The 15,355-nt window shown below is 71.1% G+C and carries 10 protein-coding genes; 6 read left to right on the top strand and 4 right to left on the bottom strand.

The annotated features are described in order from the left end of the window. The first annotated feature begins 204 nt into the window (after window positions 1–204). Window positions 205–933 (top strand): DinB family protein, encoded by a 729-nt coding sequence (locus tag ABT057_RS00220; RefSeq protein ID WP_352339831.1) that lies wholly within the window; start codon window positions 205–207, stop codon window positions 931–933. Here ABT057_RS00220 and ABT057_RS00215 read toward each other — a convergent pair. Then, window positions 908–2,119, bottom strand: coding sequence for a 4-hydroxybenzoate 3-monooxygenase (locus ABT057_RS00215; RefSeq protein WP_352339829.1), 1,212 nt, complete (start codon window positions 2,117–2,119; stop codon window positions 908–910). The two genes, ABT057_RS00220 and ABT057_RS00215, sit on opposite strands and share 26 nt — an antisense overlap. Before the next feature lie 328 nt (window positions 2,120–2,447). Then, window positions 2,448–3,494 carry a LacI family DNA-binding transcriptional regulator gene (locus tag ABT057_RS00210; protein WP_352339827.1) on the bottom strand — a complete coding sequence of 349 codons (1,047 nt, stop codon included), beginning with the start codon at window positions 3,492–3,494 and terminating at the stop codon, window positions 2,448–2,450. Window positions 3,495–3,585: 91 nt separating this feature from the next. Here ABT057_RS00210 and ABT057_RS00205 point away from each other — a divergent pair, with 91 nt between their 5' ends. Genes ABT057_RS00205 through ABT057_RS00185 form a run of 5 tightly spaced genes read left to right on the top strand, consistent with a single transcriptional unit; the run spans window position 3,586 to window position 11,072 of the window. After that, window positions 3,586–4,902, top strand: a complete 1,317-nt coding sequence (locus tag ABT057_RS00205) for an ABC transporter substrate-binding protein (RefSeq protein WP_352339825.1) — start codon at window positions 3,586–3,588, stop codon at window positions 4,900–4,902. Beyond that, the gene (locus ABT057_RS00200) at window positions 4,899–5,819 is read left to right on the top strand and encodes a carbohydrate ABC transporter permease (protein WP_352339823.1); all 921 of its coding nucleotides are present in this window, start codon (window positions 4,899–4,901) and stop codon (window positions 5,817–5,819) included. Before ABT057_RS00205 ends, ABT057_RS00200 begins: the two co-directional genes overlap by 4 nt. An 8-nt stretch (window positions 5,820–5,827) precedes the next feature. Continuing rightward, complete coding sequence (locus tag ABT057_RS00195; RefSeq protein WP_352339821.1) at window positions 5,828–6,694, top strand: carbohydrate ABC transporter permease; 867 nt, start codon at window positions 5,828–5,830, stop codon at window positions 6,692–6,694. After that, window positions 6,694–8,415 carry a DUF2264 domain-containing protein gene (locus ABT057_RS00190; protein WP_352339819.1) on the top strand — a complete coding sequence of 574 codons (1,722 nt, stop codon included), beginning with the start codon at window positions 6,694–6,696 and terminating at the stop codon, window positions 8,413–8,415. The genes ABT057_RS00195 and ABT057_RS00190 overlap by 1 nt, the downstream gene beginning before the upstream one ends. Then, on the top strand, window positions 8,412–11,072 hold the full coding sequence (locus ABT057_RS00185; RefSeq protein WP_352339817.1) for a discoidin domain-containing protein: 2,661 nt from the start codon (window positions 8,412–8,414) through the stop codon (window positions 11,070–11,072). Before ABT057_RS00190 ends, ABT057_RS00185 begins: the two co-directional genes overlap by 4 nt. Window positions 11,073–11,091: 19 nt before the next feature. Here the strand turns inward: ABT057_RS00185 and ABT057_RS00180 are convergent, their stop codons facing one another. Beyond that, window positions 11,092–12,741 (bottom strand): glycosyl hydrolase family 28-related protein, encoded by a 1,650-nt coding sequence (locus tag ABT057_RS00180; RefSeq protein ID WP_352339816.1) that lies wholly within the window; start codon window positions 12,739–12,741, stop codon window positions 11,092–11,094. 162 nt (window positions 12,742–12,903) lie between these two features. Beyond that, entirely contained in the window at window positions 12,904–15,237 is a 2,334-nt protein-coding gene (locus ABT057_RS00175; protein WP_352339814.1) for a glycosyl hydrolase family 95 catalytic domain-containing protein, read from the bottom strand. Window positions 15,238–15,355 lie beyond the last annotated feature (118 nt).

Below are 15,355 nucleotides of genomic sequence, written 5' to 3'. Positions count from 1 at the left end.
TGAGGGTCCCAGCCGTGCGGATGAAAAGGACGTCGTCCAGCTGCCGGCCCGTCGCCCGAGCGGTGATCCAACACCGAACCGGTGCGCTGTGATGCCTGACAGGTATCACCGTGGCCGGGAAATCGGTCGCGCCCCGTGAACTGAGCCGTTAGCTTCCGCCTGGGCGCGGTGAGATACGCGACGCGATGACGAGGGGAGCCACGCGTGGAGACCGAGGGTGCGCGAACGGACCGTCTGGGCTTACTGCTCGAGCAGTTCGACAAGGCCAGGGAGATGGCCCAGGTGCGGCTGACAGGGCTCGGCGACGAGGAGTACCTGTGGGAGCCGGTGCCCGGTTGCTGGTCGCTCCGGCGCCGGGGCGAGGCGGTGACACCCAGGGCGTTCGGACCGGGAGACTGGGTGCTCGACCTGGGCGCCCCGGACATCCCCGCGAGCGAGTACGCCGAGGTGGCCCGGCAGGCCGCCGACGGGATGACCCTCGCGAAGATCGCCGAGGACTGGAACGTGAGTGTCGAGCGGGTCGAGCAGGTCCTCGCCCACAACGGTGCGCCGGAGCCCGACGTGACACCGATCACGACCATCGCGTGGCGGCTGGGCCACCTGCACTTCGAGTTCGCGGGCGGATGGGAGTGGGCGTTCGGTGAAAAGCGGCAGGATCCGAAGCTGATGGTCGACTTCACCCCCTCCGCCGCCTTGACCCTTGAGCGGTTCTGGGCGGTGATCGACCGCTGGCGCGACAGCGTCGCCACCGTCACCGACGAGCAACTCGACACGGTCGGCTTCTCGCAGTACCCCTACGGCTCCGACCCCGACGACCCGTTCATCACCGTGCTGGCGGGGGCCAACCTCGAGTTCATCCACCACATGGCCGAGATCGCGCTGCTCCGCGACCTGTGGCGAACCCGCTTCACCCGAGGTCCACTCCCGTCATGATTTCCGCGAAGCCGCGGGCCGCGGTGGGGGAAGTGAAGAGCCGGTCGAGACGGGCGCGGGCCACCCCGCGCAGGTACGAACCGGAGCCGGTTGCGTCACCGGCGTCGTGCAGCGCGCGGGTCAGCCAGTGGGAGAACTCCTGATCGTTCCACACGCGGCGCAGGGCACGCTGCGAGTAGGCGCGCAGGGCGGTGTCGTCCCGGTCGCGTACGAAGTCCCGGACGGCGCGGGCGAAGATGTCGGCGTCGTAGAGGGCGAGGTTCATGCCCTTGCCGCCCATGGGCGAGATGATGTGCGCGGCGTCGCCGACGAGGAAGAGGCGGCCGTACTGCATGGGTTCGTGGACGAGGCTGCGCAGCCGGAACATCTCGCGGTCGGTGATCGGGCCGGAGACGAGGGCGGGGTCGGCGAGCCGGCTGCGCAGTGCGTCCCAGACGCGGGTGTCGGGCCAGGCGTCCGGCTGGTCGTCGGGCGGACACTGCAGGTAGTAGCGGCTGGTGTGCGGGCCGCGGGGGAAGTGGGCGGCGAAGCCCTGCGGGCTGACGGCGAAGAGGGGGTGGGCCGGGGGCGGGGAGTCGGCGAGGACGGTGAGCCAGCTGATGCCGTGGTCGAAGGCGTGAGCGGTGAGGACCCCGTCGGGGACGGCGGTGCGGCTGATGCCGTGGTCGCCGTCGCAACCGGCGACGAAGCTGCAGGTGATGGTGTGCAGGACCCCGTCGGCGGCGCGGTAGCGGACGACCGGGCGGTCGGTGGTCAGGCCGTCCAGGGAGACATCGGCGACCTCGAACCGGAGGTCGCCACCCTCGGCGAGGTAGTTGGCGGTCAGCCTCTGCACCAGGATCTGCTGCGGACACAGGCGGGCCGCGGGGCCCTCGGAGCCGTCGCTGTCGGACACGAGGTGGGTCTCACCGTCCACCCGGAACTCCAGGATGCCGTCGTACGGCACACCGCCCAGGACACGGTCGGCCAGCCCCCAGGAGTCGAACATCCGGACCGCGCGGGTCTCGACGATGCCGGCCCGCTGGCGCTGCGCCACATACTCACGACTCCGGCGCTCCAGAACGACACAGTCGATCCCGCAGCACCGCAGCAGGTTGGCAACCGTCAGACCGGCCGGGCCCGCGCCGATGACCACGACGGTCGTGGACTGCGATGACCCGCCCAACTCAGCGACCTTCTCGACCACTTGACCACCTCCGACGCCAGCCTAGTGCCGCGGCAGGCAACGTTCGCCCCGTCGCGACGCCGCCAGGCCTGCCCTTCGGGCAGACGACGCCACTTTCGAAACACGCCCTAGAGCTCGCCGCTCCGACGGGCCGGACAGTTGGGGGACGAGACCGGGCGACCTCTCGGCGGGGCATCAGCCCACCGGCGCCCGGCTGCGGCGTGGACGGGGCGGAGACGACGCCCGCCGCTGCCGCCGCAGACGGCCCATGGACCGCCCGGGTCCAGGCCGTCGCCTTGCCGGTGGGCCGCCCCCACCTGCGCGGGACGTCCGAGCGAGCCGTTGGCCGTCAGCCCGCCGGCGGTCCGCTGCTCTCGCGCACGACCAGTTCCGTGGCCACCTCCACCCGCGTCGTCTCCGGTTCCTGCCCCGACAGCAGCCGCAGCACCATGCGGGCGGCGAGCGCGGTCATGTCGGCGAGAGGGGTGCGTACGGTCGTCAGCCGCGGGGTCACCCAGTCCGCGAACGGCAGGTCGTCGAAGCCGACCACGCTCACCTCCTGGGGGATGCGCAGTCCCAGCTCGGCCGCCGCACGGTAGGTGCCCAGCGCCTGGTGGTCACTGCCCGCGAAGACGGCGGTGGGGCGGTCGGGCAACGCCAGCAGATCCAGGGCGTGCCGGTAGGCGAGACCGTGGGTGAAGTCGCCGTAGCGGACCAGTTCCGGATCGAAGGGCAGCCCGGCCTCCGTCAGCGCCGAGCGGTAGCCGTCCACCCGGGCGCGTGAGGTCAGCCTGCGTTCGGGACCGCTGATCACGGCGATGCGCCGGTGACCGAGCTCGACGAGGTGACGGGTCGCGGCCAGCCCGCCGGGCCAGTTGGTGGCACCCACCCAGGGCGTGCCGGGTGCGGGTTCGTCGATCGGCGCGACCAGGGCGTACGGAATACCGAGACCCGCGAGGTCCCCCTGCTGCTCCGGGGTGAGTTCGGGGACGATCAGGATCGCGCCGCGCGTCGGGCGCGTGGCCAGCGAGTCGAGCCACTGGCGCGCCCGCTTCTGCCGGCCGTGCGTCGCCGACACGACCAGACCCATGCCCGCCTCGTGCAGCACGTCCTCCGCGCCCCGGATCAGCTCCACCGCCCACGGGCTGTCCAGCTCGTTGATGACCAGGTCGATCAGCCCGCCGGGCGGAGCCGCGGTGGCCGAGGGCCGCTGCCGCGCGAGGTAGCCGTGCTTCTCCAGCAGGCGCTGCACCTTGGCCCTGGTACCCGCCGAGACATCGGATCTGTCGTGCAGCACCTTGGAGATGGTGGACACGGAAACGCCCGCCTCTTCGGCGATTTCGGCCAGGGTGCGCCGTCTCGGTTCGCCGGATCCTGTCCCGACTGTTGACGTCATCCGATGAATCTCCTACGTTTCCGAAGCGGTCGTGGATTGCGAAAACTATCGCAATCCAACCCTCCCGCGTAGAGGTGGCAGGTGGTTGTCGATGAAGAGATGGCGTCCGGCCCAGAGTTGGCGCACCCCGACGTTGGCCATTGCGACCGCGGCGCTGCTGCTGGCCGGCTGCGGCGGCACCGGTGGTGGCGACTCGGCTGACGGCAAGGGCGAGTTGCTGGTGTGGGTCGACAACACCCGCACCGCGGCGGCCCAGCAGTACGAGAAGGCGCATCCGGACGTGAAGATGCGCATCGTCACCATCCCGCCCGACGCGGGCTACGTCCCCACGAAGGTGTCGCTCGCCAACCGCAGCAAGAGCGGCTGGCCCGACGTCGTCTTCCTCGCCAACCCGGCCGAGGCGGCGACCCTCGCGAGCGACAGGTTCGGCTACGCGGCCCCGCTCGACGGCCTGGTCCCGAAGTCGGTCCGCGACGGGTTCGCCCCCGGCTCCCTCGACACCTGCACCTTCGGCGGCAAGACGTACTGTCTGCGCAACGACATCGCACCGACCGTCCTCTGGTACGACGCGAAGCTGATGAAGAGTTACGGCTACGACGTCCCCAGGACCTGGGCCGAGTACCGGCAGGTGGGGCTGAAGGCGGCCGAGGACCACCCCGGCACCGTCGTCGGAGCGATCAACGGCAAGTACGGCGCGGGCGTCTACTTCGGCAGCAGCGGCTGCCCCACCCGCGACACCCTCAGCCTCACCAAGGTCCGGATCGACCTCACCCAGCCGAGCTGCACCCGGGTCGCCGACCTCCTCCAGCCGCTCGCCGAGGCCAAGGCGGTCACGATGGTCGTACCCACCGACCCCGCCTTCGCCAAGCTCGGCACTCAGAACAAGATCCTCATGCTGCCGGGCCCCGCCTGGTTCGGCGACTTCATGTTCGGGCCCGCCTTCAAGATCCCCAAGGGGCGGATCGCCGCGGCCGCCATGCCCACCTGGCCCGGCGAGACCAAGTCGTACGCCGGGCAGGTCGGTGGCGGCGCCTTCCTCGTCTCCGCGCACGCGGGCGGCCGTACGAAGGAGGCGGTGGACCTCGTCCGCTGGATGACCACCGATGTCACCCTGCAGGCCGCGCAGCCCACCTACCCCGCGTTCACGGCAGCCGCCCGGAAGTGGGGCGAGACCAAGTCCCGGGACCCCTACTACGCCTCCGATCCCATGCCCGCCCTCAGCGCGGCCGCGAACGCGCTGCGCCCCGGCTTCGGCGCCGTCCGCTTCGAGGCCGACTGGCAGACCACCTTCAACGACACCGTCGGCAAGGCGGCCGAATCCGGCGGCGACCTCAGGAAGGCCCTCCCGAGCTGGCAGGACAAGCTGGACGCGGCGGCCGGAACCAGCGACTACACGGTCGGACCATGACACTGACCGCACCCCGCCCCCGGACGACAACCACCGCACCCGCACCGGTGCGGCCCCGGCGCCGCGGCCGCACCACCGCCGTATGGATCCTCGTCGGCCCCTACACCCTGTTCCTCGCCGTCTTCGGGCTCGCCCCCGCCGGATACGCCCTGTGGACTTCCTTCGTCCACGACGGCTCCTTCGCCGGCGGGCGCAACTGGACGGCCGTCCTCGACGACTACCGGCTCGGCCAGGCGGCCCAGAACGTCACCCTCTACCTCCTGCTCTGGCTGCCGGTCCTGCTCCTGACGGTCCTCTCCCTCGCCTTCACCCTGCACGCCCGGCCGGGCCGGGCGTCCGGCGCCATCCAGCTCGTCTACTACCTGCCGGGCGCGGTCACCGGATCCGCGGCGGCCCTGCTGTGGCTGTTCATGGTCAGCCCGGCAAACAGTCCGTTCGGGCCGCTGCTGAAGCTGCTGGACGTCAGCAGCGCCACGGACGCGCTCTCCGGCGGCAGCCTGATCGCCGTCCTCGCCGCGATGGGCGTCGCGGTGCACGCGGGCGGCTGGATCGTCGTCCTGTACGGAGCGCTCACCGCACTGCCCAAGGACGTCCTGGAGGCCGCCCAGGTCGACGGCGCCTCGGCCTGGCGCACCATGTGGCACGTCAAGCTGCCCATGGTCCGCACCTACGTCGCCTTCGTCCTGATCTCCAGCTTCGCCTCCGGCAGCCAGGTGTTCGTGGAACCCACCGTGCTCGGCACCGGCGCCCCCGGCCAGATCAGCCCCACCTGGTCCGTGAACCAGCTCGCCTACGTCTACGCCACCCAGGACGGCGACTTCGGCAAGGCCGCCGCGCTGTCGCTGGCCATGCTCGCGGTCGGCCTGCTGGCCGCCTGGACCGTGATCACCCGCACCCGCATGTACGCCACCCGGTGAGTGAGCCGATGACCGTTCTCTCCCGCGGCGCCCGCGCCCTGTTCCTGCTCGGCGCCGCCGCCTTCTTCGGACTGCCCCTGCTCTGGCTCCTGCTCGCGCCCACCCGCACCGCCGACGACCTGACGACCGGCGCACCGCTCGGCTTCGGCGCGCTCGGCAACGTCGCCGACGCGTGGTCGCACCTGACGTCGTACAACGACGGCGAGATCACCCTGTGGATCGGCAACTCCGTCATCTACGCGGGCGCCAGCGTGGTCCTCGCCCTGCTGCTGTGCGTGCCCGCCGGGTATGTGCTCGCCAAGCACGACTTCGCGGGCCGCCGCACACTGCTCACCCTCTCGGTCGTGACCATGATCCTGCCGCCGGCCGCACTGGTGCTGCCCCTGTACCTGGAGATGTCGGCGGTCGACCTCACGGGCACGGTCTGGGCGGTGATCCTGCCGCTCTCCTTCTACCCGTTCGGCGTCTACCTCGCCTTCCTGCACTTCCAGGCCAACCTGCCGGACAGCCTGCTGGACGCCGGACGCGTCGACGGCGCGAGCGAACTGCGGCTGTTCTGGTCGGTGGCGGTGCCCCTGGCCCGCCCTGCCATCGCCCTCATCGCCTTCTTCGGGTTCGTCCGCTGCTGGACCGACTTCTTCCTCCCCTTCGTGATGCTCTCCGACGACCGCACCTTCACCCTCCAACTCGGCCTGATGTCCCTGCTCCAGGCCACCGGCGCGGTGAACAACTCCAGCGGCTTCGCCGACCTCGACATCCACCAGCCCGAAGCCGCGCTCGCAGGCCTGGTCGCGGGCGCGCCCCTCCTCATCGGGTTCGTGCTCGCGCAGCGCTTCCTGCGGACGGGCCTGCTGGCCGGAGCGGAGAAAGGCTGATGAGACAGCAACTACAGGAAGAAGCAAAGCGGTTGGTGGCGCCCCTCGTGCCGCGCTTCAGTGCGGGACGAGCCCGCGTACGACTCGGCGTCAACACCGCCATCCATGACGACACCGCGGCCGAACTGGAGTCCTTCGCCCGCCCGTTGTGGGGCCTGGCCCCACTCGCCGCGGGCGAGGGCGAGGTCCCGCACGCGGAACTCTGGCAGCGGGGGCTCGCCGCGGGCACCGATCCCGGCCACCCCGAGTACTGGGGCGAACCCGGCGACCGCGACCAGCGGATCGTCGAGATGGCCGCGATCGGCTTCGCGCTGGCGCTCGCACCCGGGACGTTCTGGGACCCGCTCACCGGCCCCGAACGCGACCGCCTCGCCCGCTGGCTGCTGAGCGCCCTGCCCCGCGAGACCGCGGACAACAACTGGCACTTCTTCCCGGTGCTGATCGGACTCGGCCTCGACCGGGTCGGGGTGACGTACGACCATGAGCCGGTCGCCGCCCGCCTCGCCCGCCTGGAGACCTTCTGGCTCGGCGACGGCTGGTACTCCGACGGACCGACCGAACGCCGCGACTACTACGTGCCGTGGGCCATGCACTTCTACGGCCTGCTCCATGCCCGGCTCACCGGGAAGGGCGATCACTTCCGCGAGCGCGCGGCCCGCTTCGCGCTCGACTTCCGGCACTGGTTCGCCGACGACGGCGCCGCCGTCCCCTACGGCCGCAGCCTCACCTACCGCTGGGCGCAGGCCGCGTTCTGGGGAGCGCTGCCCTTCGCCGGGGTCGACGTGCTGCCGTGGGGCGAGGTCAAAGGGTATCTGCTGCGGCATCTGCGCTGGTGGCAGGGGCGCCCGGTGACCGGCCCCGACGGACTGCTGTCCATCGGGTACGGCTATCCGCAGCCCGCGCTCGCCGAGCAGTACAACGCGCCGGGCTCGCCGTACTGGTCACTGAAGGCGTTCCTGCCCCTGGCCCTGCCCGCCGCACACCCCTTCTGGACCGCCCGGGAGGAACCCGCTCCGACGCTGCCCGCGGTCAGTGCCCAGACGCACCCCGGCGCGATCCTGATGCGCGCCGGCGGCGACGTGACCCTGCTCGCCGGACGGCAGCACCACGCCTGGGTGCGGCACGGCGCGGAGAAGTACGCCAAGTTCGCCTACTCCTCGCGCTTCGGCTTCAGCCTGCCGAACGGGACGCTCGGGCTGCGGCAGGGCGCGTACGACTCGATGCTCGCACTGAGCGACGACGGCGGCGCGCACCACCGCGTGCGCGAGGAGCCCGTCGACCCGGAGACCATGGCCGACACCGTCCGCAGCACCTGGCGGCCCTGGCCCGACGTGGAGATCACCACCTGGCTGACCGCCGCGCCGCCCTGGCACCTGCGCCGGCACCGCATCCGGACCGCCCGTGCGCTGCACACGGCGGAGGGCGCCTTCGCGGTCGACCGCGACGCGGGCGTGGACCGCTCGAGCGGCACCGGACACGCGCGGGCCGGCGCAACCGCCGGCCTGTCCGGCATCCGGGACCTCGACGGGCTGCGCGAGGGCGAGGTCGTCGACTGCCTGCCCGGTACGAACGTCCTCGCCCGCCGCACCGCACTGCCCCTGCTGACCGGTCGACTCCCGCCAGGCGAGCACTGGTTGAGATGTGCGGTGCTCGGGACCGGCAACGGCCCCGAGGCCGAGGCGGCCTGGCGGCAACCCCCGACACCTGGAGACGGGACATGAGACTGAAACACCTGTCCGTACTGGCCGCCGTGACGGCGCTGTTGGCGCTCCCGGTGCAGGCACAGGCGACCGGCGCAGGCCGGACCTATGAGATCGCCCCCTGGGGCAGCGACCACGCACCCGGCTCCCGGTCCGCCCCCCTGCGCACCATCGGCGCCTGCCTCGCCCGCGTCCGCCCCGGCGACACCTGCCTGATCCACCGCGGCACCTACCGCGAACAGGTGACCCCGCCCTCCGGCACCGAGGACGCCCCGATCACCCTCGCCGCGTACGGCGACGGCCCGGTGACCGTCGACGGCACCGAGCCGGTGACCGGCTGGAAGGACGCCGGCGGCGGACTGGTCGCCGCCGACGCGAACCTGCCCCTCGACCCCGACTTCAACGCGGTGTTCCTGGACAACGACCGTGCGGCGGAGGGACGTTGGCCCAACTCCGGCTCCGACCCGCTCAACACCACCTGGGCCGAGGCCGATTCCACCTCCACCGACCAGCACATCGACGACTCCGACCTGCCCGACACCGACTGGACCGGCGCGACCGTGCATCTGTGGGCGGGCTCCAACCCCTGGGCCCAGCAGACCGGCACGGTCACCGCCGCCTCGCCCGGCAAGCTGGACTTCAAGGGCGGCAACTACCGCTGCCCGCCCCTGTGCATGGGCAACCAGAACTACCGCAACTACTACCTGGTGGGCTCGAAGGCCGCCCTCGACCAGCCGGGGGAGTGGTACTACGACGAGACCGCGCACCGGCTGTTCATGGTTGCGCCGAAGGGCGGCATGACCGGGCACACCGTGACCGCCAAGCACCGCCTCTGGGGCGTCGACCTCAGCGACAGCTCGCACGTCACGGTCCGCGGCCTGAACCTGTGGGGCACCTCCCTGCGCACCGGCAGGTCGAGCACGGGAGTCGTGGTCGACGGACTGCACGCCACCTACATCTCCGAGTTCTCGACCCTCCCCATGCCGCCGGACAGCGACCTCGCGATCCCTCCGTTCGAGGGGCACATCGTCGCCTCCCGGATCCTGGACTCGGGTGTGCAGATCCTCGGCACCGGCAACACCCTGAAGAACAGCGAGATCTCGCAGTCCGCCGGTGACGGCGTCCTGTTGCGCGGCACCGGAAACACGGTGACCGACAACTACATCCACGACGTCGGCTGGATGGGCAGTTACACCCCCGGCATCGAGATCAACGGCAACGACCACACGGTCACGCACAACACGATCCGCCGCACCGGACGCGCCTCCATCGACACGGCCTGGCAGCTCAACGGCACCGAGTTCCACGGAAACCGCATCGCCTACAACGACCTCTCCGAAGCGATGCGCACCTCGCGCGACGGCTCGCCCTTCTACGTCTGCTGCAGCCTGAACGGTTCGGGCACCTCCATCGACCACAACACCTCGCACGACGCCGACGGCCAGGTGGGCTACTACGTCGACAACTACTCCGGGAACTTCCTGCTGCACCACAACGTCGCCTGGAACGCCGGCAGCCGGGGCACCTTCTTCAACGGACACACCGGCCCGAGCCTCGCCAACCAGGACCACAACTCCAGCTACGGCGTGGGCATCAACGGCAACTCGGTGCTGCTGAGCGGTGCGACCGACGCCTCCGGCTCCTACATCAGCAACATCGTCGGGCCGAAGCCGGTCAGCGTGACCCAGATCGGTGACCCGCTGCCGGTGGTCCGCTCCAACCTGATCAGCGAACAGCCCGGCTACACCGATCCGGTGAACGGCGAACTGTGGCCGACAGCCGGCTCACCGGTCATCGACGCGGGCGAGACGATCGACGGCATCACCACCGACGTACGCGGCACGGCCCCCGACATCGGCGCATACGAGTACGGCGAGCCGGTCTGGTCCACCGGCTGCTCCCTCCCCGGCTGCCGGCAGGGCGTCCGGCACGGCGACTGGACCGCTGCCGCGAGCGACGGCACGGACGCCTCCGCCACCGTCGACGGTGACATCAACACCCGCTGGACGGCCGCCGCCGCACAGTCCCCCGGCCAGTCCCTCACCGTCGACCTCGGCGAGACGAAGACCTTCGACCGGATCTCCCTCGACGCCGGACGCGACACCGGCGGACAGCCGTACGGCTTCGCGGTGTCCGTCAGCCGCGACGGAACCCGGTGGAGCGGCGCGCTCGCCCGGGTCTCCGGCCGGTCCTTCACGCAGGACGCGGCCTTCCCGACCCGGACGGCCCGCTACGTCCGGATCACCCTCACCGCGAGCGGCCCCGTCCCCTGGGTGGTCAACGACCTGCGGCTGTACGGCGAGGGCCCCGACGCCGCCGCCACGCTCCAGGCCGAGCAGGCCACCGCCGTGCACGGAACCCGGCGCGGCACGGCCGCCACCGGCGTGCTGGGCTCGGGCGACTGGATCGGTTACCGGCGGACGAGCGTGAACGGCGGCCGTCTGGCCGTACGCCTGGCCTCCACCTGCGCCACCGGCTGCGCACTCGAACTCCGCGTGGACTCCCCGGAGGGCCCGGTGGCCGCACACCTCCCCGTGCGCGCCACCGGCTCCGCGGCGATGTGGCGGGAGCAGTCGGTCAGCCTGTCCCACCACCTCACCGGCGTCCACACCCTCTACCTCGTGGCGAAGGGAGGCCCTCAGGTCGCGGCCGTGGACTGGCTGACGGTCCGTCCCTGACGGCGGCGCCCGCACCCGGCTACAGGTCGCGCTGCGCCACGTGGAGGTTGCGCGGCCGTACCGCGTGCGGCCTGCCGTACAGCTCCAGACGTGTATGCAGATCACCCGTGAAGTCGGGGACGTCGATCTGGTCGAAGTCCCCGACCTCGTCGATGCCGACGGTGGCGGAGTACGGTGCCAGGGCGTCGAGTCTGACCAGGCCCGCCCGGGCGTTGGTGACGCGGATGTTCCAGTGCGTGAAGCGGGCGCCGAACAGGGGACCGGCGCTCGCGTCACCACCGTGGCGGCCGTTGTTGTTGACGGTGATGTCGGTGCGCACATTGGCGAAGGGCAGGCCGCGGTGGCTGTCGAACGTGCCCATCCGCATGTCACCGCGGGACCAGACGTTGTACGAGGACAACCCCTCGACGTTGATGCCGTGCAGTTGGGTGTTCGCGGGCGCGGGGCTGGTGCGCTCCTCGATCGTGAAGTCCTCGATGAGGTTGTCGTGCGAACCCTCGCGGCAGAAATAGGGGTGATGGGAGCCGCGGCCCGTGACGCGCGTGCGGCGCAGGGTGCACGCGGAGGCGGCCACGAGGCCGAAGCCGTTGTCGACGTGGCGGACTGTCACGTCGTCCACCCAGCAGTCGTACGCGCACTGGAGGACGACGCCGTTGTAGCCCTTGTCCAGCAGGTGCGGCTGTTGTGGGGTCTCCGTCGCCTCCAAGGTCAGTCCCTCGACACCCGAGCCGGTCAACGCCTGTACGTGAGTGGTCAGTTGTGGGTCCCACTCGGGGCGTACGTCGAGCGGGAGCGGGCGTTCGAGGGTGACCTTCCGGCCGTGGACCCGGGAGATGCGGACGGGCCATTCGTAGGGGACGTACGAGGTCAGTTTCGTCTTGTCGTCCCAGGAATAGGCCTCCGGTCCCGGGCCGCCGCCGCACATGTGCTCGAGGAGCGAGTGGCCGGCGTCGTCGGCGAGGCGGAGGAGGACGAGGGCGCCGGGGCGCAGCGACGACGCGTCGGACACCGTGATCGTCCATGAGCCCCGCCGCTCCGGAGCGACCGTCGCGAGCCGGCGCCACTCGTCGCGGTTGTTGCCGGTCCAGCCCTCGAAGGGCCAGGCCTTCGCCCTGATCGCGGTGACGAGAGAGGCCCAGCGGGCCCTGGGGGCGAGCCAGACCAGACCGCCCGCCCAGGACCAGCCCGACTTGTCGCCGCCGTAGCGGGAGCCGTACGCGCCGATCAGCTCGGTGAGGTTCTTCGTCGCGTACAGGGTCGTACGGCCGCTGCCGGCGCCCTTGAGGATCACGTTCGACCAGCCCAGGCGGATCACGTCGTCGATCCGGAACGTGCCGGGCGGGACGGTGACCGTGCCACCGCCGGCCCTGCCGGCAGCGGCGATGGCCCGGTTGATCGCGGGGGCGGAGTCCGTCGTGCCGTCCCTCACGGCGCCGAAGTCGCGTACGTCGGCTACCACGGGCCGGCGGGGGAGACGATCCGCCCCACCGTCGCAACCGGCGCGGCCGATGTACGGGATCTGCGGGTGGGTGAAGGGTGCGCGTGTGAACTCCCGCCAGAGGAGCGGCGATTCGGCTGACGAGGTACCCGAGTCGGCTGCCGTCGAGGGGCCGGCGCCGGCCGCCAGGACGACGGCGCTCCCCAGGACGGTTCGACGAGTCATGCTCATGACATTTTTGATGCCTGTGGTGGCGTTGTGCGCGTCTCTCATGACCGTTCGCCCTTCCCATGGACATTTCATGGATGTGAACGACGTTCAGATGTGCGTCGACGGGTGAGCATGCCACGAGGTTCTCGGGTGTGAAAGGGTCCGCGCACCACCTTGTCGGCACTACGCGCCGGGCAGCCCCCAGCGGGGCGCGTCCGCGTTCGGGCGGACGGGAGTGACCGTCAGGTCCGGCCGGTCGCCCCTGGCGGTGATCAGCGCCGAATCGCCCTTGCGGAGGCCGAGTTCCACCGTGCCGTCGCCGGCGTCGGAGTACCGCATGGGGCGGCCCCGGCCGTCCCGTACGTCGACCGGTCCAGTGATCCCGTGCCGTACCACGCAGGGGGCGCCCGCCTCGCTGACCAGCCGCACCCAGCGGGTACTGCCGCCCTGACGGCGTGCGCCGAGAAGGAAGGCGCCCTGGGTGCGGAAGTCGTGCACCTCCAGGTCCGCCCAGGCGGCGGGCAGCGCGGGAAACACCCTGATGACCCCGCCCCACGACTGGCAGACCATGTCGTGCAGTGACTGGGCCGCCGACAGGGGTGTCTCGATGACGGGCCCGGACTCCTGGTACATGGTGTTGGGCTGGATGAACCGGGTCATCAGCTCGCCGAGATACCGCAGCGCGTCCTCGCCCTTGCCGAGCAGGGCCGACATCGAGGCGGCGCCCGTGAAGGTGTATCCCTGGAGGGCGCCCTCGAAGCCCACCCAGTGCGCCAGGGACTTCTCGATCAAGGAGCGTTCTTCGGGGGTGCGCCCGGTCACCTCGTACAGCGGGTAGACCGCGAGCAGGTGGGAGTAGTGGCGGTGGGACTTCGCGAAGGGAATGTCCGCGCCGATCATGAAACCGTTCGCGTCCGTCGGATACGGCACCCGCCTGGCCAGCACCTCGCGCCAGCGGGGTGCCGACGCGTCGTCGATCCCGAGGAGTTCGACGGACTCGAGAAGGGTACGGCAGCCCCAGGTGAGCAGCATCAGGTCGTAGTTGCAGTCCCGGGAGTCGCCGCCGTACTCGGGGGAGAAGGTGGCGGGCAGATGGAGTCTGCCGTCCGGCCCGGTTTCGAGGAAGTGCAGATAGTAGCTGACCGCCTTGCGCAGCAGCGGGAACAGGACGTCCCGGAGGATCCGCTCGTCCATCGTGTGGCGGTAGCTGAGCCACACGTTGTGCAACGCCCAGGTCAGATTGCCGACTTCGGGGGTCGGCGGGTCCTGGCCGGGGATACCGACGCCGTACCCCATGAGGGCGCTGGCCGCGCCGTTGACGAGGTGGGGGTCGGTGGTGCGGGGGATGCCGAGGGAGTCGGCGCGGTACGGCGTCGGCACCTCCTTGGCCAGGTTGTCGCGGAACTCGCTCAACGCCCTAGTGATCGCGTCGAGTTCGAGGTGGTTGGAGCCGTGGATGAGCCAGTACTCCAACTGGGCGTTGAGGTTCCACCAGGTGTTGGGCCAGGGCGTGGGCTCGAGCCAGGGACCGCACGTCGCCATCACCGGGGCGTCGCGGCGGGCGGCGGAGGCGGTCTTGTAGAGCTGGATCCAGTAGAAGCGCTGGATACGGGCGTCGGGGAGGGACAGGAAGCTCCGCCGGTAGTAGGCGTGCCACCAGGCGCGGTGGGCCACCGCAAGGGCGGAGTAGGGCAGCGCGGCCGCGGCGCGGACCGACCGCAGGGCCCGGCCGAGGGCGGTGGTCCCCGGATACGAGTGGGCGACGTGCACATACAGGGTCCGCGTCCGGCCCCAGGTCCGCTCCCGCCACGCGGTGACGTGCTGCCCACCCGCCAGCAGCGGTTGCACGGCGGCGGTCACATCGCCGTGGGCGGAGACCTCGGCGGGCGGGTTGCCCGCGTAGCCGTCCGGCAGCGGCTTGAAGGCGGCCCGCGGACTGATGGCGTCCGCGGGGTGGAACACCCACCGGAAGTCCCGCTCGCCGTCACTCGGCGTCACATCCACGGCGAGGACCGAGCGGTCGTTGTGGACGAGGGCGCGCAGGGCCAGCGTGCCCTTCTCCGTGGTGAGCGTTCCGGTCAACTCGGCCTCGCGCAGGGACAGTCGCCAGTCGAGACCGGTGATCGCGCCCACCGGCTCCAGCGTGAAGTACCCGATGGGCAGCCGGGCCAGCCCGAAGAGAGAACCGAACTCGGGCCGGTGGTCCTGCACTTCGGAGTGCTGGACGTTGAAGCGCACGGCCGTCGACGCGGCGCCCGGCTCGGCGTACACCCCGGAGCCGAGAAACCCGTTGCCGAGGAACGGGCCTTCGGACCACGTCGTCGGCATCCGCTGCCAGACCAGGTCGGCGTCCTCGAGGACGGTGCGCCATGGATCGGCGGGAAGTGAGCCGGCCGAGGACCGGACATCCGCCGCCGCCGGCGTGGCCAGGCCCGACGTCAGGAGTGCGCCGCCCAGGGCGGATCCGGTGGCGAGGACGGCACGCCTGGACGGATCGGGCGCGGAGGGACAGGACACGTTGCCTCCAGGCGAGCTCGTTCGCGGCTGCTTGAGTCATCGGAGCTATCTAGCGATGCAAGATAGAGACGAGGAGAAGAGGCGTCAACGCATAGGGATAGATCCGATGTATCCAGGA

The sequence above is a fragment of the Streptomyces sp. NPDC002588 genome (assembly GCF_040295925.1).
GTDB lineage: Bacteria > Actinomycetota > Actinomycetes > Streptomycetales > Streptomycetaceae > Streptomyces.
The sequence above is the reverse complement of the archived record's forward strand: the minus strand, read 5'-3'. Positions and strand labels throughout refer to the sequence as shown.

Excerpts from the sequence above, each read along its gene's own strand:
- ABT057_RS00210 (WP_352339827.1), bottom strand. The coding sequence starts at position 3,494 with ATGACGTCAACAGTCGGGACAGGATCCGGCGAACCGAGACGGCGCACC.
- ABT057_RS00205 (WP_352339825.1), top strand. The coding sequence starts at position 3,586 with ATGAAGAGATGGCGTCCGGCCCAGAGTTGGCGCACCCCGACGTTGGCC.
- ABT057_RS00200 (WP_352339823.1), top strand. The coding sequence starts at position 4,899 with ATGACACTGACCGCACCCCGCCCCCGGACGACAACCACCGCACCCGCA.
- ABT057_RS00195 (WP_352339821.1), top strand. The coding sequence starts at position 5,828 with ATGACCGTTCTCTCCCGCGGCGCCCGCGCCCTGTTCCTGCTCGGCGCC.
- ABT057_RS00190 (WP_352339819.1), top strand. The coding sequence starts at position 6,694 with ATGAGACAGCAACTACAGGAAGAAGCAAAGCGGTTGGTGGCGCCCCTC.
- ABT057_RS00185 (WP_352339817.1), top strand. The coding sequence starts at position 8,412 with ATGAGACTGAAACACCTGTCCGTACTGGCCGCCGTGACGGCGCTGTTG.
- ABT057_RS00180 (WP_352339816.1), bottom strand. The coding sequence starts at position 12,741 with ATGAGCATGACTCGTCGAACCGTCCTGGGGAGCGCCGTCGTCCTGGCG.